The organism is Enterococcus sp. DIV0724b, assembly GCF_050531475.1.
Lineage (GTDB): Bacteria > Bacillota > Bacilli > Lactobacillales > Enterococcaceae > Enterococcus_L > Enterococcus_L haemoperoxidus.
In genome coordinates this window covers 103,415-121,826 of the sequence record NZ_CP172890.1, presented here as the reverse complement: position 1 = coordinate 121,826, position 18,412 = coordinate 103,415, and the positions used below count along the sequence as shown (strand labels likewise).

The following is an 18,412-nucleotide window of genomic DNA, read 5'->3' as shown; positions in this document are numbered from 1 at the left end:
ATTTAAAGATTGAAAGGAGAGATCGATCTTTAAATCTTTTATCGATCTCTTGACTCTCACTCTATTTGAATACTTTTCTTAGTGTTTCTCCGATTGTCGCAACACCAACAATCTCGATGCCTTCTGGTGGAGTCCAACCACCTAAATTATTTTTTGGTAAATAAATTTTAGTGAAACCTAGCTTCTGTGCTTCTCGTACTCGTTGTTCAATACTATTCACACGACGAATCTCACCAGTCAAACCAATTTCACCAATAAAACATTCTGTTGGCTTTGTACCATTTTCTTTATAGCTGGAAGCAATGCTCACAGCCACTGCTAAATCAATGGCTGGTTCGTTGATTTTCACGCCTCCAGCAGCTTTCAGATACGCATCTTGATTTTGAAGCAGCAATCCGGCACGCTTCTCTAAAACTGCCATAATCAAGGAAACACGATTAAAATCTAGTCCAGTCGTTGTCCGTTTGGCATTCCCAAACATCGTTGGTGTTACCAAAGCCTGAACCTCAACTAAAATCGGACGTGTTCCTTCCATCGCTACAACAATTGCTGAACCAGTGGCATCAGCCAGTCGCTCTTCTAAAAAGACTTGAGAAGGATTCACGACTTCTTCTAGTCCATGCTCCCGCATTTCGAAAATACCGATCTCATTGGTGGAACCAAAACGATTTTTTACTGCTCTTAATATTCTGAATGTATGATGCTTATCACCTTCAAAATATAAAACAGTATCTACCATGTGCTCAAGCATACGTGGCCCTGCAATCGAGCCTTCTTTGGTCACATGACCTACAATGAAGATCGCAATCCCATTGGTTTTAGCTATTTTCAATAGTTCAGCTGTCGTCTCTCGTACTTGGCTGACGCTTCCGGCCACACTGGTCACATCAGGTTGCGTCATTGTTTGAATGGAGTCGATGATCACATAATCTGGTTCCAACTTTTCGATTGCACGACTTATTTCGTTCATATCTGTTTCAGCATACAAATAAAATTCCGTATCGATCGAGCTTAAACGCTCAGCACGCATTTTGATTTGTTCCGCACTTTCCTCACCAGATACATAGAGTACTTTGCCGCCGATTTCAGCAAGCTGTTGTGACACTTGTAATAACAGTGTTGATTTACCGATCCCAGGATCTCCGCCAATCAGAACAAGTGATCCAGGAACGACACCGCCACCTAACACACGATTCAGTTCTACCAACTTAGTTTTAACCCTGGGTTCTTTCTTAGGAACAACTTCCGCTAAACGCTGCGGCTGAGTCTTTTTACCAGTTAAACTAACTCTAGCACGACGATCTGTCGTATCTTGAATGATTTCTTCGGTCATTGTGTTCCACTGGCCGCAATTCGGACAGCGTCCTAAATATTTAGGGGAGATATACCCGCACGTTTGACACTCAAATTGAACTTTTGCTTTTTTTGCCATATGCTATCCCCTCGTTTTGATGTATTCTTTATTTTACCATAGTATCGGTCTCTTAGACTAAGACTTCCCACTATAAAATACGCAGTTTTCCAGTGAATTTGTCTTAATTTTTACCAGAAGAGCCAAATCCGCCTGTGCGTTCTGTTTCTACGTCATCAACATCGGCTAAAAGAAATGGTTTAAAGATTCCTTGTCCAATTCGTTCGCCTTTTTCGATGACCATCTCTTCATAGCCGAAATTTAAAAATTGAAACATGATATGCCCTTCATTGCCTTCGTTATTATAATAATCGCGATCAATCACACCAACGCCATTGGCTAACATTAAAAAGCGTTTCAAAGGATTTGATGAACGACTCACTAATTCTAAATACTCATTTTCAGCCATGTACGCTTTGATTCCAGTTTTTACCAAAACTGGTTTTGGTGCTATACCTTGTGCTTGTAGTTTCCAAATGCTTGGGACAACGACTGTTTCAGCCGCTTCAAAGTCGTAGCCTGCAGCCCCTTTTGTCGCACGCTCAGGAAGTGCAATGCCTTGGTCTTTATAATCTGTAATAATCTCAAATCCTCGTTGTTTCATCAAAAATCTCCTCTACTTGTAAACTATTTCTATTTTAACATATTCCAATGATTCCAAGCTTACTTTTACAGTATCTTTACTATTCTCTCGTATTTTTTTAATGTTTACACATTATTTGGACTCATTTTGTTCATATTTTACTACTTCATAAAGTATAAAAGAAAAAAATAACATCAATCCGACGATGCTAATCACATGGACATGCTCTACTAACTGAAGAGCGGCTGGATTATGCGTTCGATGTGCCGTAATCTGCAAAACTGTTTTAACGGGTAACTGTGCTTGTTTCGCTAACAACCATAAAACACTCATCAATAACAACTGGTGAGTCACACTGCCTTTGGTTTGAGTGCTGTATTTCGTAATAATGCGTTGGTCTTGAGGTAAACTCTCTTCTTGATAATACTGCTGATTCAAGAAATTACCTGTCGCACTTATAAAACAGCTGAGCAAAAAGACGCCTACTGGAAAAAGCGGTCGAAACAATAACAACAATAATGACAGGATAAAACCGCCCAGATGAATAATTTTAGCATCCACTTTAGGAAATATGCGGTATAAAAATTTAATAACAACGGCTGACCCGATTATTCCCATAATATAAGGAACATATAAATTAGTAGTCAGGCGATCTATTCCTAAACGTAACGAAACATAAAACGTCCCAAAAAGCAGTAGAAAATTCATACACATACCATTAGCAAATGTTAACAAATTCAACCATAAAGGGAGTTTCCAACTTTTTATTTGACTGTTTAAATACCAGCCGGCCACTAAAAATAAGATAGAAAAACCGATAATGCCAACATCTAGAAGTTGCGGATCAAATAGCAATCGGGCGGATCGAATAAATAATAAAAGAATAAAGAAAAACAAAAATAAAAAGAACTCTTTGACTGAGATTACTTGTTGATTAACTTCATTGAAATCAATTTCATAATCTGGGTAATGAGTAACCGTATGATAAGCTGCTATATACAGTAAAGTATACTCGGCTAAAACTAAAGGAAGCCTCAATTCTTTCGACAACATCAGCGTTGCAATCACGCCCCCGAATATCAGTAAAATAAAAAGATATTTTCTACCCGTCAAAGTAGAATATCCTTGGTGCTTCTCATGATAATTGACAGTAGTATTAGCGGCAGGCAACCATGACGCACTGATCCCAAGTAAAACAGCTGAAAAAAGATAGGCAGGAAAATAAAATTGGCCTAACACGCCAACCAAACAACCGGCACCTCCAAGCAGAATCGAAATGATCAGCACATTAAAACTCGTCAACGCTAGTTTGAAACTTTTTAACAGAAATATCCCCGTCATCCGAAACGTATAAAAAAGGACAAAAGGTAAAATTCTCTCCATCGTGGTTCCATCACTTAAACTCAAAAATAAAAAATATGGAATAAAAATAATTGTATTGGATAAAATAAACGGCGCAACTTGAAGAAAATTGCGGGCTAGTTCTTTTAGTTTGGACATCAATCATGCTCCTTCAACCTAGTCTATTTCAAAATATACCTCTGTATTAGACTTATTCAAAATAATTAAGCCCATTTTATCGTCGCTCTTATTATAACCCATTGTAACTTTGATGACTCTTTTTTTAAAGATCTGACCATTCATTATCTAGCCTATAACACTTAAGCACTAAGATTCAGTATTGGTATCTAAGCAAACACATAACAACTATGGGGTCAATCAAACCTTTACCTAATCAAAAAAGTGACTAGGACATAACTCTGTGAGTCATATCCCAGTCACATGGAATCCGGATAAACGGTGGGAGCAGAAACAATCCCTTCTTATTTCTCGGAATTAAACACTTGTCCCAACCTCGTTCCTACGATTAGTCAAGTAGAAAATAAGGAAAAATCGTTTAAACGTTTGTAAACGAAGGAAGTATTTTAGACTAAACTGCGTAATAAATAACCCTGATGAGTCTGTATTTTTTTCAATCAGGGTGTTATACTCTATTTTATAAGGCTTTGCCTTATTGGTCCTTAGAGGCCGTGTACGCATAGTCGTACTTTGTCTCGTTCTTAATCATGGAATAGAGACACTTCAGTAGTTTGTTCATACAGGCTACGGTCGCATCCTTATCCTTTTTGGGTAGAGGTTGCGTTTTTAATTTGTAGGTGTATCCACAAATGGAACTAAGGCTTCTGTAGCACTAATTTGAGTCCAATTCGCTCCAACTGTTGCTTCTTTTTCAGTTTGAGAATCATTGCCTAATAATCTGATGGTCAATTTATCTTTAAAATTCGGATTGACCTGTCTCACTCTCAATTCAGTATCTTCTCTTAAAATAAAGCCTAGATCTTGACGGTCATGATACTTCCCGTTGCTCATCCCTGATTTAATAATCATAGTCGGCTCGGGTATACTAAAAAACCTCTTTCATCTTACGAGACCATATTCACTGACCTCAAAATGAATGGTCATATTCCCTTTATACACATCTGTATTTTTAAACTTGCTTTCTGGAGCTGACAACTTAAAATCGGATGATCTATTGGCTGGTGTCAACTCAGCTAGTAGCTCGCCTGATTTTAGTGGTTTCATCGAACCTTTTCTTCGTACATTTAAATCTACTAAATTCTTGTCATCACTATTTTTAAGCTGCACAACCGGCTCTGTATAAACTTGAATTCTAGCATCTGACTGCCCTGTAAAAGAAACTGCTCCGCTTCCTTCGACGGACTGCCCTTCATTTTTTAGTTCTATACTTTTATTGGTCGTAATGTATGCTAACGGGTTCTCAACAACCGTGACCTCTACCTCAATATCAGCTAGTGCATTTGTTGCCTTACTCTTTATAGTGACCTCAACCGTTGTTTTCCCCAGCTTATCAAATACCTTCTCACCCTTAAATCCAACGACCTCTATCGTGTCAAAAGGAAGAATACTTTTTAGATCTTTAACAAAATCTGATGCGTTTAAATCACTAACTGTCGTGCCTAATTCAACCATCTGTGGTACGCCTTGTGCTGTCGGTTTTGGCATTTGAACAGAAGAAACACTTTCACTAATTCCTCGCTCATTTGAGACGTTCACAGGTATTTTAAACATCAAATTGCTAGCATCATAGACATCCATTAGCGCTGCATCCAATGACAGAGGTGCTTCAACAGCAATGTTGATAATCGCAGCCCCAGTCTCTTTTCCTAGCTGTTCCAGCAGGTCCTTACTAACATTAAGATGCGCAACCTGTTCCCCATTTTCTGTCGTAGAATAAGTTACTTCAGCATTCTTTGACCAATCATTATTTGTTTTATCATCTGTTATTTTTATCTTTGTATTTGCTTCATCCAATTTACCCGCATATTTACTTAAATTTATATCCAAAGATAAGGGTTCATAATATTTTGAGCTCCCTTGCTTCGGTAAAAACTGGTGGAGTTCCGCTTCAATCTTTCCATTCGTTTGATTTATTTTTCCTTCTATTTCTGCTTTTTGATACTTAACTGGAACATTTATTTTAGCCGTAGTATCTAAAATTCCAAAAATTCTTCTTCTTGGTACATCAAATATGCCAAACTGCATTGCTTTTCCCCACTGGAAACTCATATTTTTATAAAGGAGAGTAAATACATATGGATTATACGCCATATTTTTTTTCGGCCAAAACAGCTTATAATATTCTTTTGTGCCACTAGTAAATGTATTGGCTTCTAAATCTTTCTTGAAAATATCATCATCAACTACCGCAATATTTTGGAGAGAGTCTAAGGAAAAATCCAAGCTTGACTCAAGGTCAGGATTTTCTTTTACAATTGGAAAAATGATATTAACTCCCTCCAACGTGTGATTCAAAGCTGTTCCAACCATCACCTCCAACAAGAATGGTTTTCCAGGAGCTGCCGGAACACCAGGATATATTGGCGCTGCTGACGAAGCAAACTCAAAAAAAGGTTTGTTATAAAATTTTGGGATATAGACACCGTCTTTAGTTCGTATGTTTACATAAAGATTTAGATACTCACCATCTTTATATGCTACATTTTTAATTTCTATTGAGTCATAATAAGCTAGCTTTACTTCCTCGCCCCCAAGACTTTTCCAACTCACAAATCGTCCTTCTTTTGTAAATGTTACATCATCCAAAAAGCTTTTCCCTAAATACTGGAGAACGACTGTATCCCTAAGTAATTCTTCCTCTATAGGTTTACCACTTTTGTAGTCACCTTCTTCATTCATAATTGTTGTCAATTCAGACGTGTAAAAATTACTTTTTGCTTTTTCTACTTTGATTGGGATACTAATTCGACTCTTTCTCTGCGTTTCTTCACTCTGAATCATAACAGCTATTTTCGTGTCGCCTACTTGATCAAATTTTTTAAACTCTTCCACACCTAAAACATTAACTTCGTCAAACTCTAAATCACTTTTTAAATCAGTGACTAGTTTATCTGCGGATAATTCAGCCGTAGAGCTACCTGCACTAACGGTGGTTGGGATCGCCTTAGCCGTGGGAGGAGTTACGTTAAACGCACATACCGTCTCAACTTTTTCTTGTGTCTTGTTATTTTTTGCAACAAAAGAAAAGCGAAATTCATTTTCATGATAGCTTTTCATTAATTGTTCATCATTTTTGTTTATCTTTAGCGTACTTTTGACACTTACTGACTGATTGCCATCAGAGCGTAAGCGTTCTGATGCTTCCGGTGAGATGCCTATAATCAGTTTATTTTCCTCTAAACGTTTCGTTACACCTGTAGCATCCGTATATTCTTGGCCTTTTTCACTGATGATTTTAGTCTGATCTAAAAGTGACTGTTTATCATAGGCCTGTAGCTCTTTCACTTCCAGAGACAGCTCAAATTCTTTAGTGTCTAAACTGTTCTTATTCAGACACTGTTTTATTTCAAGTTGAATCATTTCTTTTTTTTGTACGGCAGTAAGGGTCAAAGACTTATTTTCTTCCATAGCCTCAGCGGTTAAATCATCGATTACAATTAGACTTAACATGAGAATTAGAATGGTGCTTACTGCTAAAAGAAGTGAGGTTTTTTTGGCGGAATAGCTAGTATTATTCTTCATTTCATAATTCCTTTCTTAATTGCTCTACATAGAATCTGTTACACTTGCCAATACTATTTGTATTAGTTGGTGCTTATTGTTCGCTCCTCCAACTAAGTTTAATAAACATCCACTAACTCTTAAACTAAAGCGAGCGAACAATTGTTTTTATAACAATCGTTTGCTCGCTTCACAGGTCTTACTTTTTCAAAAGTGATCATTTGAGTCATTTTATCGTAACAAATTGAATGACTACACTTTTTATCACTCATTTAACCTTATTGCTTTCCGTTAATAACTACTGGCCTTGAGCTTATTGATTGTTACAAAAAAGATGATTATAAAAAATGGAGAGAATCATTTTTTATACTCTCACTCCTTTTCAAGGTTTATTCTTTAACACTTGAAGCTTGAACGTTGTTTGTGAACCCGTTAGCCTTTGCTGTACTTCATCTTGAGTATACCCAAACATTTCCAGTTTCACTGTGTGCTCGCCAACTGGCAACTCTTTAGGCAAGGGAACCTCCGTTACAGCCTGACCCGGTTTTACTAATCCCGTCGTCAATATAGGTGTCGTTCGATCATTTAGGGTTACTTTAAATTGGATATCAGCCTTATTGAAACTAGGATTTACTAAGGCTATATATAACACTTTATCTCCTTCTTGAATTGCTATATCTCGAAATCCAGGAAAAGTAATGCTATTTATTGGTAAATTTTCCGGTTTCTTAATTTTCGCTTCGTATTTAACGGCTTGCGCATCATAATGAATGGCGCTCGTCTTCAACCCTCTAAAAAAAAGGAAGGCGAGTAGAATCGTTACAGCAACAACCGTACTGATTAAAATAATTAGTCTTTTTCTTTTTGAATGATTTTTCTTTTTTTTCATATATTCCTAACCTTCATTTATTATTCTGCGACACTGTAGCTGTAGGTCAATATATCTTCATAATTTCCTACTATGCTTGGTTTAACCGAGCTGCTTCCTAAGATTGCTTCAGATTTAATTCTCGGATTCGTCTTACTGAGTTCTCCAAGACTTGGTGCATTGTTGGTGATGATGGTACTCGTAGTCCCAGAAGTCTCATGAGCATACTTAATCAGCTGGTAGCGAATATCTTGAAATTCATCTTTATTTACTAAATTAAACTTATTTTTTGAAGTAACCGTAAGACTCACCTTATTCTCTCCTTGATAAAATCTCCCTTGTGTATCAAATAATGAAACGGTTGTATCTATCCGTTCGTTTAACTTTGAAAAGCTTAATTTAGAAGGAATAGCAATGATATACGTTGGATCTGATACAACTTTTTTTGAATGATAGTAGATGATGGGAACATCCACATCCTTGCTATTCTCAGATGCATCCACACTATCACCCCTCCCAAAGATATCAATAGAAAAAAACGTCAATACTATAATCAGCACCGATAATTTTATTTTCACCATGTGTTCTCCTTCTCACTGTAATTCATCCAACTTAACTACCTTCAATAATTAACTCTGTTTAACTAAGTATTATTTACGACTCATAAGATTGACAATAACGTCGTGATAGGATGTTTTAGCGTCTTATCGATTTCTTGCGGCGTCTCACTAAAGGATACTTCGACCTTTGCACCAATTCCTACCTAGCCAAAGTTAAAATCTGAAACTGATTTAATGAAAATATCTCTGCTATTAGTTTTTTTGACGATATATTTTCTTCTGTCACTGACTGACCCGCTGCCACTTTCGTCAAGCTTTTCTCTGCAAATGTTCGTAATCCTTGAAAAAAACATGCTAATTTTTCTTTTTATTCATTGTAGGTAACATCTAGTCCTTTTTTTAGGTCAACTTTGTTTCTTCATGAACAACTCATAACAATAACTGTCAGCAATCTATAACTACACTTTATTTTTTTTAATTTCTTTGTATTACTTAGCTGTTAAGGTTGTAAATCATCTAAAGTCCAATTAACTGTACCAGTAAATGCTTTACCTGCTGCATCATCTGCTTTAGGATCTGTTACAACTAATTTAATATCTTTAATTTGAGTTGCTACTCCACCTTTAATTGCGTTTGCTTCAGTTTTTTGGATAGCTGCTTGTGCAGTTGTTTGTCCAGCTTCTAAAGTCATTGATTTTTTCCCACCAGCAAGTACAATTTTGGAATCAGGGTCTAAAGTACCTAACACAGTGCTGTCTGATGCTGGATTTTTTGGTGTGAAATCATTTGTATTTGGATCAACTTCACCGATATCATATGATTGAGCATCTTCTAATGTATAAATTAATTTAGACGTTAGTTTTGTACCATCAGTTGCTGTAAGATCACTTAATTGGGCCTTTAAATCCCAAGCAGGTGCGCTATCTAGTTGTCTGTCATCATTTACTACCAAATATTGTTTATCTGTACTAGTATTATTGAAAGTTGCTGATGCTCCAACAGCTTTTTGCTCCCCAAATTCAAAGTTCCCTGGTTTCCAAATTAATGATATGTTATTTGCAAATGGTTTGTTTTCCCCAGGAATTGTTGCCTCATCTGATTTGAAACTAACACCAACATCTGTTGCGTCTCCAAAAGTTTTAGCATCTGCTGAAGTTGCGAATAACATCATTGCTGATGCTGATAATAAAGTAACTAAAATTGTTTTTTTCATTTTTATACCATCCTATGATAAGTATAGCTATGAATCGCTGACAGGTATTATTATAAATTGTTCATTTCTTCTATTGTAAAAGCTCAATCTGTTCTTTTAATAATGTGAATAAATAGGTAATCAAGCCTAAACAGCTCAATGAGATGAACAATAAACTAAAATTCAATACATAGTTTATTGTTCTTTTTCTTAATTTTTTCAGCAAAAATGCTTCTCTCGAGAGAGTGATTAAGAAAATTAATAGCGAGCCTATAGAAATTGCCCCTAAAATAAAAATCCATAAGTAATCAATCATATCTTTCCTGCCTTTCTAAATTTTACCCAACATAATGTTTTTTAGGCTGAATACTCCAATAAAAATGATTAAAAGTGAGAATCCCATCAAAGTTAAAATAAGCGAAGTAATTAATCCACCCGTTGAAGGCAACCGACCTATTGGTTTTGGATTCGGTATTGACGGAAATTGTTCTTCCGGAATTAGTGACGGTTGCTCAGGCTTATCTAAATCATTCACTGTAAAACTAATACCAACATCAGTTCCATCAAAATTTGTTTTTGCTTCTGCTATTTTTCCAGAGTACATGCCACTTATTATCATAAAAAAAAGCAAACCCACTACAAATTTCTTCATTTTATTTGCCCTCTTTCTTTTTCTTTCTCTTTATCTTCTTCCTTTTTTTACGTTTTTTCCATTCAATTTCCATTTTTTTTCTTCTATTTAAAAGGACTCCAGTTACTCCAAACGTTGTAATCAATAAGAGAATAGCAACGACTTTTAGCCAATTAGGCGTGATAATTTTAAATCCACTATCTTCATTCATTTTTTTTGCTTGTTCCCCAGAAATAATGAACTCTTTTTCAAAATTCCAATCATTGTAACTATTATTTGCATTCATCTTTACTATATAGGTTCCTGCTCTAACTGCTGCCGTTCCCCAGTCCATTTCAAAATCAAAATGACTGTTTGGGGCTAACATATAGTTTTCAACCTTTTTTTTCTTTAAAACATTTTGTTTTCCTTTCTCTGTCACTTCCGCTGTAACCGATAGATTTGAAAGAACTTTCGGTTCTGGATTTTGAAGTGAGGCCAACACCATTTTTTTCCCACGTTTTAAGGTAGACTTAACATCTAATAAGTTTAGCGTCTTAGAATCTTTATAATCATCTCCAGATTCTGACGTAAATAGCCCAACACGATAAGAAAATTTAGTTTTCACTCTTTCTTTTTCCTCAGAATTATTTAGTTCAAAAACCAATGCGCCCATCTTAATTCCAGGATAGCTGTCCTTGGGTGGTGTTAATTTAAATGTAGCTTCTTTTTCTTCAAAATTTTCAATTTTCATACTTGGTGTTTCCACTTGTACCATAGAGCTTATTGGAGCTTTTAATGTTGAATCAAATAACTTTTCATCCTCCGTATACTCGATTGTTCCACTGTCTCCCGTATAAGCATCGGTTACATAGATTTTTAAATTAACCGCTTCTTTTTGGGTACTTTTCACTCTTACCTTTAATTGTTCTTCTTCACCAGGTTTCGTTTGAAGATAAAAATATGTTTTCTCAGGATCAATTTGTTTTGCACTACGAACGGCCGAAACGGTGTATCCTAAATTTGATTGTTCGTCCGCTTGTGACTGATTAGGAAATGTGAATAACACTAGACCTAGAAAAAAGAGTAGGTATACATATCTGTTTTTTTTCATATAATTATTGACTGCTCCTTACTTGTCCAATTTGAACGACTAGCTGTTTTTTTTAACATAAATTTCTACATAATACTGATCGTCCTCTTCTAGATAAAGCTCTGCACCTAGAATCGCTGACGAATCTTTTCTTTGTTTAGATAAATGGTTGTTTACCACTGCCTGTGCTTTTTCGATCGTTTCAAACGGTCCTTCTATTTCTATATTATCTTCTTCCCAACCGCTTTCTTCCTCTTTTAATTCTGTCATTACAATAGTGTAGGTGATAAAAACGACACTACCGGCTAGGATTAGTAATATCAAATAGATAGGCCATAGAATATTGATTCCTGAAACTAAACATCCTAACCCGCTTAAGCTTAAAAGAATCCAATGTATTGACCCTTTTCCAGCACTGACTTGCTTCACTGAATAGATAGCTGTTGCCAGAAAAAAAGTCATCACTATCAAAAGGAAACTGGTTATTAGATAAATATATAAAGTGCTCCAATTACCATTCATAAAAGATAGTAGTTTATAAAGTAACGATAAGCGTTTGTCTACATAGAAATAAGCTTCTTGGTAAAAAAAGGTGAATTTTATTACATACACAATCCAAGCAATTACAAGAGCACTTTCCATAAAATAGAATATCCACAGTGGACTTTTTTTTATAATGGTTTCTTTCGCCACTAAAAATTCCACCTCCTTATTTTTTATTTTTTCATCTGACGATACTTTCTATTTGAAAATCATGTAACGATCCATTCTCTTTCACAATAAATCGAAACCAACTATGTAATTTTAATTTAAATTACTAATTAGCTTGCAGAAATGAGGTGTTCTTTTAATTTGATTCCCTCATTAGTACTTTTTAAACTGCTTTCAGTTGTAGAAAGTTTCTATAAATTTTAATAGATCTATTCATGTTTCAAGAAAAAAGTATAATTTTTCAAACTATTACTTGATCCTATGTACCTCTGTTAATTCACTTCATTCTTCTATGTGAAAAATAACCATCATTGCTTGACCATGTATCCTTTTGCTTGTATCGTTTTAATAATACTTGAATCAGCCGATGCATTTTTTATTTTTTCTCTAACATGGAAAATAATATTTGCTACTTGATATGTAGGCTGATATGAAGTGCCCCAAATGTTCTCATTGATTTCCTCATAATTAAATACTTTTCCTGGTTGACTGCAAAGTAACTCCATTAACTTGTATTCATTTTTAGTCAAGCCTACTTCATTTTTATCGCTGTCTTTTGTATAAAGAATCAGTGACCTATTTATTGGATTTATTTTCAACAGCGGCATCTGTCCATTCGATACATGTGGCTCACTATTTTGCTGGTCCAGCATCTTATTTGCCTCTTGCCGCTGCAGATTATTACGAATGAAGAGGATAACTTCTGATGGAAAATGACTCTTATCAAACGTAGCATCCGCTCCTATCTTCAGATATATTTGTCTGATTGTAGAGGTAGCAACTTCAGAAATAACCCAAGTAAACGTCCCGCTATTCTCTTTAATCTTCATAATCCATTCACAAGTGGTGCTTATTTCTTGGTTTGCATCCTCTTTAATTAAAATTCCATCAAAATCAGAAGTTTTCTGTATAATATCAGTTTCATCTAAACTTACTAAATTAAGATCATATTTTTGAAATGCTTCAACTAGCTGTTGGTCCATTTCTTCATTTGAAATGACACCTAAATGATACATATAATCCCTCCATTGTCTTAGTCTTCTTAATATAATTAATAGCCTTACTGTGATAAAAAAGTATAGTTTAAATTGCTGTCATAAATCTTAGAATAAATAGGTGCAACTGCTAACCCAATCTTCCATTGAATGCTATAATAAACATATTAGTAGATTAAAAATATCTATTTAAATTAAATTATTTAAATGAATGTTTAAAATAAAAAAACGATAGATTGTTTTAACAACATTATAATAACAGCTCTTTAGAGTTAAAAAACCTCCTTGTAAGCGCTTTTCGATATACTTTCACAAAAATAATTTAGTTTATATTTTTTATTATATTGAATATCATTTTCTTGAACTGTATAGTAATGATAAAAAGGAGACGCTAATGATAAAAATAAATATATACATTTTAGAAGATAACAATGCTTATAGAAATAGAATTCAGCAGATACTACAAACTTACAAATCAACTCTTATTTCTCTTGAGTTCCCAACACCTCATAACCATTTAAACTTTATGAGTGAGCTTTCAAGCAAAAAAATATCTGATACTGATATTTTCATCTTAGACATTGACCTTAAAACAAATTTTACGGGGATTGATGTTGCTAAAATGATCAGAGAAAGAAATAAAATTTCACCCATTATTTTTTTAACCAGCATGACAAATCAAGCTATCATGGTCATTAACGAATCTATTCAAGCAAAAGGCTACTTAGTAAAAGAAATCCATGATGATCTAATTCTAGAAGCAAATCTATTTAGTTTGCTCAGCAAATTAGAACAGGAAATCCTGCCCAAACGGGATGACAAGGAGATTTTAACTTTATCTACTCGCAATGAAACAATGTTTTTCCCCTACTCGGATATTCTTTACATCGAATCTGTGAAAGGCACTACAGGTAAAGTCATGGTAAAAACTGTTAACCAAAATCAACTGATTAATTGGAAAATCGGTAACGTAAAACAGCATATAAATCAGGAGTATATGTATACAGGTTTACAATCTTTTATAATAAATTTAGAAAATATACACGGCTTCAATCGGAGCTGTAATGCCATTATCTTTAAGAACTCTGAACAATTACTTGTGGGGCTAAAGGTTTTTAACAAAGTTGTCCGTGCAGTAAAGGAGTATCGAGATGATTTCACCTAAATTATTTCTTTCACTAGTTTCAATTAATTATTTTTTATTTGTGTGGTTCTCTTCTTATAAAAAACTAACATCGCTCAAAGAAAAAGTTCTATTAACCAGTGCCTTATTGCTACAATTTTTAGATGGGATTTTACCAGCTATACGTCCTTTTGTCCCAAGTTTTCCACTATTTTTTTTACTTCAAATTTATTTACTCATCCGTAAAGGGTATAATTGGCTGACTCCGGCAGTGATTAGTGCACTGGAAGCCACGCTCATTATTATTTCATGGCTACTTACTTGTGATTTGTGGACCATGTTATTTCTAAATCATGTATTCTCTGCTCAGATTTATTCTAAATTTTTAATAGTTATGGTTGTCTTACAACAAATTTTGCTGTTCATCTTGATCAAAGTGATTAGCTACTTTGATCAAAAATATCGTCTCATTCAAATGATTTCTTTAATGAGGAAAAAACATTTTATTTGGGCATCGATTATTTTTTTACTTATCGTTGTTCTGATAACCGCTGAGCAAATTTTCGTCACAGAAAACTATCCTGTTTTTTATTATCTAAGCTTTGTCATGATCTCTAGCTTTACTTTTTTTCTAATCGGAAGCTCATACTTTATCAGTAAATACTACAGAGAAAAAGAGCACACTCAAGCTTTATCTAATGCTTTTAAAAAGGAAGAAGCACGAATCTCATTGTCTGATGAATTTCAGCATGATTATAAAAATATATTGATCAGTCTGACAAATTACTTAGAACACGGTGAATCTGAAAAAGCCATTGCTTTATTGAAAGAGATTACGGATTACTCCACGGAGGTTCTTAATCCCAACGTATTTCAAGCCATTCTATTAATTGAAATGCCTACAATTCAAGGGTTATTAAATAATTTTATTAATAACTGTCTTGAAAAAAATATTTCGGTTGATCTTAAAGTATTCAATAACATTATTGATATCAATATGGAGACTGTCGATTTCGTTCGCAGTTTATCGATTTTACTAGACAACGCCCTAGAAGCAGCTGAAAAAACAGATTTTCCATATATTTTAGTTAGTTTTTCAAAAGATTCTAATGCCACTACTGTGACTATATCTAACTCCTTCTTACCGTTAGATGATAAGACTTATCAATCGATATTTAAAAAGAAATTTTCTACTAAAGATGACCACAAAGGATTAGGTTTGCACATTTTTTCAAAAATTATTAAACAGTATAAAAACGTTGATTATACAATAACAAAGGATAATAGTATGTTTACTGCTACTTTAAAAATTTTCACATCTACAATATGATTTCATTTAGTTGGGTAATCTTCTAAGGTAATCAGCAGGCCTATATCCTATTATTTTGAAAGATATACAAAAATAGGATATAGACATTCTTGGAATGATTTTAATTTTGTACAAAGAATAATAATCGAAAATAAACTAAGCAACTCCTCCTGATATTGCTTAGTTTATTTCTAGCAAAACATGGTAAAACACTTTTCCTGAATTATACGAAATAAAAAAACGACAGAACATCATCGTTGTCTGCTCATCCATGATGTTTTGTCGTTCATGTATATGGAAGCTTGTTCCTCAGTATACTAAATGAGAAGAAATTGACACGGAAAAAGAGACTTCTGATAAAGAAACAAGGCTAGATTTGACAACAATTGTCAAATCTAGCCTTGTTTCTTTTTTTGAGCCGAAAATCTGTATCAGGAATCACAAATAATTACCGATTCGATCATAAATAATTAAGAATTAAAGACATCCATTATTTTTCACGTCCTATTTATTAAAACTAGCACTTTAAAATTCTATACTCTTTTTTTCTTCTTCAAATTTTTTTCCCCACTCGCACAGAGAAATAAGAGAGCTATAAAGTTCTATCCCTTTTTTACTCAATGTATATTCAACACGAGGCGGAACTTCATGGTACGATTTGCGATTTATTATACCATCATCTTCTAATTCCTTTAAATTATTGACTAAAACACGTTGGGTTATTCCTTCTAAAGACCTCATTAATTCTCCATTTCGTTTAGTCTCTTTAAATAATTCTTCAATAATTGGAAGTTTCCATTTTCCATTTATTGCAGATAATGCCACCATAATACTTGTTTTTTTACTAGCGTGCATAAAAAGGCTCCTTTATTTTAATAAATATTACTATTTTGTCACTATATGAATAAAAAGTGCCTACTTTTAATTCATATCATAATAGTTAATAATAACAATATCAAGTGTTTCAAAAAAATAATGAAAGGAGTTTTTAGGATGAGACTAAGTATTTTAGATCAATTGAATGTGTCAACAAACAGCAGTTCAATTGAAACGCTACACCAAGCAGAAGAAATAGCATTATTAGCTGATAACTTAGGATATACACGTATTTGGTATTCAGAACATCACGGTTCTGATGCGATGGCAAGTGCTACTCCAGAAATATTAGTAGCCCACATCGCAAGTATTACTGAACGTATCCGTGTAGGAGCAGGAGGCATAATGATGATGCATTATTCACCTTTAAAAATTGCAGAAACATTCAAGACGTTATCAGCATTGCATCCTAACCGAATTGATTTAGGGCTAGGAAGGGCTCCTGGAGGGAATCAATTAACTACATTAGCTTTAAATCCATCTATGAATAATAATTTAAATTTAGATGATAAATTATCCGAAATTTTAATGTTTATGGATGATAATTTCCCAGAAGATCATTTTTACTCTAGGGTTTCAGCTGTTCCTAGAGAAGTCATTTTTCCAAAAATATGGCTGTTAGGTTCTGGAGGTGCTAGTGCTAAGCAAGCAGGGCTCTTAGGAATTAATTATAGCTTTGCTCAATTTATAAGTGGTCCAGTAAATAAAGATACTTTAGCAAATTATTATGATAACTTTATACCTTCCATATATCAAGAACGACCTGAAACTAATGCTGCTTATTTTACAGTTGTGGCCGATTCTAAAGAAGAAGCGGAATATAGATCAGCAAGTTACCAGCATTTTGTATTTGCCACAGAAAGAGGCCTTCCAAATAAATTTGTGTCTCCAGAAGAGGCCTTAAGTTATCCATATACAGAAATGGAAAAAGCGGATTTGGAAAAAAACCGTAGTCGTTTTGTCATTGGTGATAGCAAATCTGTTGCAGACTATTTTAGAAAAGAGGAAGAGTTAGGGGTCAGTGAAGCTATGATAATAGCAGCAGGATATACCATAGAAGATCGTAAGACGACCCTTAGATTATTAGCAAAAGAAATGTTATAAGGAGGGCGAAGAAAATGTTACCTGTTCTACATAAAATAAACAAATTAGCTAAAAAAGCAAGAGAAGAAGGATTAACCTTAAACGAGGAACGATTAAGAGCAGAATTACGGGAAGAATACTTACAAACTATCCGTGATCAATTTAACAACACTTTAATGGGTGTGACCATATATGATCCCATAGGTGATGATGTAACTCCAGAAAAATTAAAAAAAGAGCAAAAAAAATATTTTGGAAAGAAAGTAGGAAGTTAAATGATAGAAGAAATTATGAGCGCAAGAAAATCAGTTCGAGAATTTGAACAAGATTATATTATCTCAGATGAGATCCTTGAAGAATTATTAGAAAAAAGTGCTAGCGCTCCATCCGGACATAATTTACAAAGTTGGAGAGTTGCCGTTATCAGAGACCCGAAAAAACGGGAAGCTATAAAAAAAGTGGGACATGAGCAACCACAAATAACATCCTCTTCTGCCTTATTGGTTATCTTTGCTGATACAAATTCTAAGGCTAACATGGAGAAAATATATTCCCAAGATGTCGCTAGCGGTTTCCTACCAAAAGAAATGTTAGCGGATAAATTAACTTCTTCAATTGAGTATTATGCGAGTCAAAGTCAAGAATACTTGACTCAAACGGCAATTATCGATAGTAGTTTATTTGCTATGCAACTGATGCTTTTAGCAAAAGATCGGGGTTATGATTCAGTTCCTATGAGAGGATTTTCTCAAGCTGAGATTGGTCAAATTATTAACCAACCAACTAATTATCTCCCAATCATGTTAATCAGTATAGGAAAAGCTAGCCAACCGGCATTTGATACTTCAAGATTACCAGTTGAAGCTTTCACCGAGTTTCATTATTGATCTATTTTGACTGACACATTACTTTTTCTACACGATCACTAAAAAAGAAACGTATTTTAGGTAGAATTCAA

Annotated in this window: 18 protein-coding genes and 1 pseudogene; 5 read left to right on the top strand and 14 right to left on the bottom strand. The window is 34.3% G+C overall.

Annotation, left to right across the window (positions count from 1 at the left end; genetic code table 11):
* Positions 1-61: 61 nt before the first annotated feature.
* The 13 genes and pseudogenes from radA to IGJ02_RS00525 all read right to left on the bottom strand — a co-directional run bounded on the left by radA (position 62) and on the right by IGJ02_RS00525 (position 13,084).
* On the bottom strand, positions 62-1,432 hold the full coding sequence (gene radA, locus IGJ02_RS00585) for a DNA repair protein RadA (RefSeq protein WP_430602807.1): 1,371 nt from the start codon (positions 1,430-1,432) through the stop codon (positions 62-64).
* Between the two features lie 103 nt (positions 1,433-1,535).
* Positions 1,536-2,015: a dUTP diphosphatase gene (locus IGJ02_RS00580; protein ID WP_010761996.1), complete on the bottom strand. Its 480-nt coding sequence runs from the start codon at positions 2,013-2,015 to the stop codon at positions 1,536-1,538.
* Between the two features lie 111 nt (positions 2,016-2,126).
* Positions 2,127-3,494 carry a hypothetical protein gene (locus tag IGJ02_RS00575; protein ID WP_430602806.1) on the bottom strand — a complete coding sequence of 456 codons (1,368 nt, stop codon included), beginning with the start codon at positions 3,492-3,494 and terminating at the stop codon, positions 2,127-2,129.
* A 511-nt stretch (positions 3,495-4,005) separates the two neighbouring features.
* A pseudogene (locus tag IGJ02_RS00570) lies at positions 4,006-4,164 on the bottom strand (IS110 family transposase); the annotation flags it as partial.
* A complete protein-coding gene (locus IGJ02_RS00565; protein ID WP_430602805.1) occupies positions 4,140-4,382 on the bottom strand; it encodes a hypothetical protein in 243 nt (80 codons plus the stop codon). The gene IGJ02_RS00565 and the pseudogene IGJ02_RS00570, both read right to left, overlap by 25 nt.
* Before the next feature lie 30 nt (positions 4,383-4,412).
* Positions 4,413-7,055, bottom strand: coding sequence for a hypothetical protein (locus IGJ02_RS00560; RefSeq protein WP_430602804.1), 2,643 nt, complete (start codon positions 7,053-7,055; stop codon positions 4,413-4,415).
* A 361-nt stretch (positions 7,056-7,416) separates the two neighbouring features.
* The gene (locus tag IGJ02_RS00555) at positions 7,417-7,923 is read right to left on the bottom strand and encodes a hypothetical protein (RefSeq protein ID WP_010762001.1); all 507 of its coding nucleotides are present in this window, start codon (positions 7,921-7,923) and stop codon (positions 7,417-7,419) included.
* Between the two features lie 20 nt (positions 7,924-7,943).
* A complete protein-coding gene (locus IGJ02_RS00550) occupies positions 7,944-8,405 on the bottom strand; it encodes a hypothetical protein (protein ID WP_430602803.1) in 462 nt (153 codons plus the stop codon).
* Between the two features lie 556 nt (positions 8,406-8,961).
* Positions 8,962-9,675 (bottom strand): WxL domain-containing protein, encoded by a 714-nt coding sequence (locus IGJ02_RS00545; protein WP_430602802.1) that lies wholly within the window; start codon positions 9,673-9,675, stop codon positions 8,962-8,964.
* A gap of 310 nt (positions 9,676-9,985) precedes the next feature.
* The gene (locus IGJ02_RS00540; protein WP_430602801.1) at positions 9,986-10,306 is read right to left on the bottom strand and encodes a hypothetical protein; all 321 of its coding nucleotides are present in this window, start codon (positions 10,304-10,306) and stop codon (positions 9,986-9,988) included.
* Between the two features lies 1 nt (position 10,307).
* Positions 10,308-11,378: a DUF916 and DUF3324 domain-containing protein gene (locus IGJ02_RS00535; protein ID WP_430602800.1), complete on the bottom strand. Its 1,071-nt coding sequence runs from the start codon at positions 11,376-11,378 to the stop codon at positions 10,308-10,310.
* Positions 11,379-11,417: 39 nt separating this feature from the next.
* Positions 11,418-11,999 (bottom strand): hypothetical protein, encoded by a 582-nt coding sequence (locus tag IGJ02_RS00530; protein ID WP_430602799.1) that lies wholly within the window; start codon positions 11,997-11,999, stop codon positions 11,418-11,420.
* A gap of 377 nt (positions 12,000-12,376) precedes the next feature.
* A complete protein-coding gene (locus tag IGJ02_RS00525; RefSeq protein ID WP_430602798.1) occupies positions 12,377-13,084 on the bottom strand; it encodes a winged helix-turn-helix domain-containing protein in 708 nt (235 codons plus the stop codon).
* Positions 13,085-13,457: 373 nt separating this feature from the next.
* On the opposite strand from IGJ02_RS00525, the gene IGJ02_RS00520 reads away from it, so the two are divergent.
* Both IGJ02_RS00520 and IGJ02_RS00515 read left to right on the top strand, forming a co-directional pair.
* Positions 13,458-14,228 carry a LytR/AlgR family response regulator transcription factor gene (locus tag IGJ02_RS00520; RefSeq protein WP_010762009.1) on the top strand — a complete coding sequence of 257 codons (771 nt, stop codon included), beginning with the start codon at positions 13,458-13,460 and terminating at the stop codon, positions 14,226-14,228.
* Positions 14,215-15,516, top strand: a complete 1,302-nt coding sequence (locus tag IGJ02_RS00515) for a sensor histidine kinase (RefSeq protein WP_430602797.1) — start codon at positions 14,215-14,217, stop codon at positions 15,514-15,516. Before IGJ02_RS00520 ends, IGJ02_RS00515 begins: the two co-directional genes overlap by 14 nt.
* A gap of 504 nt (positions 15,517-16,020) precedes the next feature.
* On the opposite strand, the gene IGJ02_RS00510 is transcribed toward IGJ02_RS00515, so the two are convergent.
* The gene (locus tag IGJ02_RS00510) at positions 16,021-16,350 is read right to left on the bottom strand and encodes a winged helix-turn-helix transcriptional regulator (RefSeq protein ID WP_010762011.1); all 330 of its coding nucleotides are present in this window, start codon (positions 16,348-16,350) and stop codon (positions 16,021-16,023) included.
* 138 nt (positions 16,351-16,488) lie between these two features.
* On the opposite strand from IGJ02_RS00510, the gene IGJ02_RS00505 reads away from it, so the two are divergent.
* The 3 genes from IGJ02_RS00505 to IGJ02_RS00495 are packed head-to-tail and all read left to right on the top strand — an operon-like array spanning position 16,489 to position 18,341.
* On the top strand, positions 16,489-17,475 hold the full coding sequence (locus IGJ02_RS00505) for an LLM class flavin-dependent oxidoreductase (protein ID WP_430602796.1): 987 nt from the start codon (positions 16,489-16,491) through the stop codon (positions 17,473-17,475).
* Between the two features lie 14 nt (positions 17,476-17,489).
* Complete coding sequence (locus IGJ02_RS00500) at positions 17,490-17,729, top strand: DUF896 domain-containing protein (protein WP_430602795.1); 240 nt, start codon at positions 17,490-17,492, stop codon at positions 17,727-17,729.
* Positions 17,730-18,341: a nitroreductase family protein gene (locus tag IGJ02_RS00495; RefSeq protein WP_430602794.1), complete on the top strand. Its 612-nt coding sequence runs from the start codon at positions 17,730-17,732 to the stop codon at positions 18,339-18,341.
* Positions 18,342-18,412: the final 71 nt, after the last annotated feature.

What these genes read in the sequence shown, in the direction of transcription:
- IGJ02_RS00535 (WP_430602800.1), bottom strand. Translation starts at nt 11,378, where the DNA reads ATGAAAAAAAACAGATATGTATACCTACTCTTTTTTCTAGGTCTAGTG.
- IGJ02_RS00540 (WP_430602801.1), bottom strand. Translation starts at nt 10,306, where the DNA reads ATGAAGAAATTTGTAGTGGGTTTGCTTTTTTTTATGATAATAAGTGGC.
- IGJ02_RS00515 (WP_430602797.1), top strand. Translation starts at nt 14,215, where the DNA reads ATGATTTCACCTAAATTATTTCTTTCACTAGTTTCAATTAATTATTTT.
- IGJ02_RS00495 (WP_430602794.1), top strand. Translation starts at nt 17,730, where the DNA reads ATGATAGAAGAAATTATGAGCGCAAGAAAATCAGTTCGAGAATTTGAA.
- IGJ02_RS00555 (WP_010762001.1), bottom strand. Translation starts at nt 7,923, where the DNA reads ATGAAAAAAAAGAAAAATCATTCAAAAAGAAAAAGACTAATTATTTTA.
- IGJ02_RS00505 (WP_430602796.1), top strand. Translation starts at nt 16,489, where the DNA reads ATGAGACTAAGTATTTTAGATCAATTGAATGTGTCAACAAACAGCAGT.
- IGJ02_RS00565 (WP_430602805.1), bottom strand. Translation starts at nt 4,382, where the DNA reads ATGATTATTAAATCAGGGATGAGCAACGGGAAGTATCATGACCGTCAA.
- IGJ02_RS00575 (WP_430602806.1), bottom strand. Translation starts at nt 3,494, where the DNA reads ATGTCCAAACTAAAAGAACTAGCCCGCAATTTTCTTCAAGTTGCGCCG.
- IGJ02_RS00560 (WP_430602804.1), bottom strand. Translation starts at nt 7,055, where the DNA reads ATGAAGAATAATACTAGCTATTCCGCCAAAAAAACCTCACTTCTTTTA.
- IGJ02_RS00525 (WP_430602798.1), bottom strand. Translation starts at nt 13,084, where the DNA reads ATGTATCATTTAGGTGTCATTTCAAATGAAGAAATGGACCAACAGCTA.
- radA (WP_430602807.1), bottom strand. Translation starts at nt 1,432, where the DNA reads ATGGCAAAAAAAGCAAAAGTTCAATTTGAGTGTCAAACGTGCGGGTAT.
- IGJ02_RS00530 (WP_430602799.1), bottom strand. Translation starts at nt 11,999, where the DNA reads ATGGAAAGTGCTCTTGTAATTGCTTGGATTGTGTATGTAATAAAATTC.
- IGJ02_RS00545 (WP_430602802.1), bottom strand. Translation starts at nt 9,675, where the DNA reads ATGAAAAAAACAATTTTAGTTACTTTATTATCAGCATCAGCAATGATG.
- IGJ02_RS00500 (WP_430602795.1), top strand. Translation starts at nt 17,490, where the DNA reads ATGTTACCTGTTCTACATAAAATAAACAAATTAGCTAAAAAAGCAAGA.
- IGJ02_RS00580 (WP_010761996.1), bottom strand. Translation starts at nt 2,015, where the DNA reads ATGAAACAACGAGGATTTGAGATTATTACAGATTATAAAGACCAAGGC.
- IGJ02_RS00510 (WP_010762011.1), bottom strand. Translation starts at nt 16,350, where the DNA reads ATGCACGCTAGTAAAAAAACAAGTATTATGGTGGCATTATCTGCAATA.
- IGJ02_RS00520 (WP_010762009.1), top strand. Translation starts at nt 13,458, where the DNA reads ATGATAAAAATAAATATATACATTTTAGAAGATAACAATGCTTATAGA.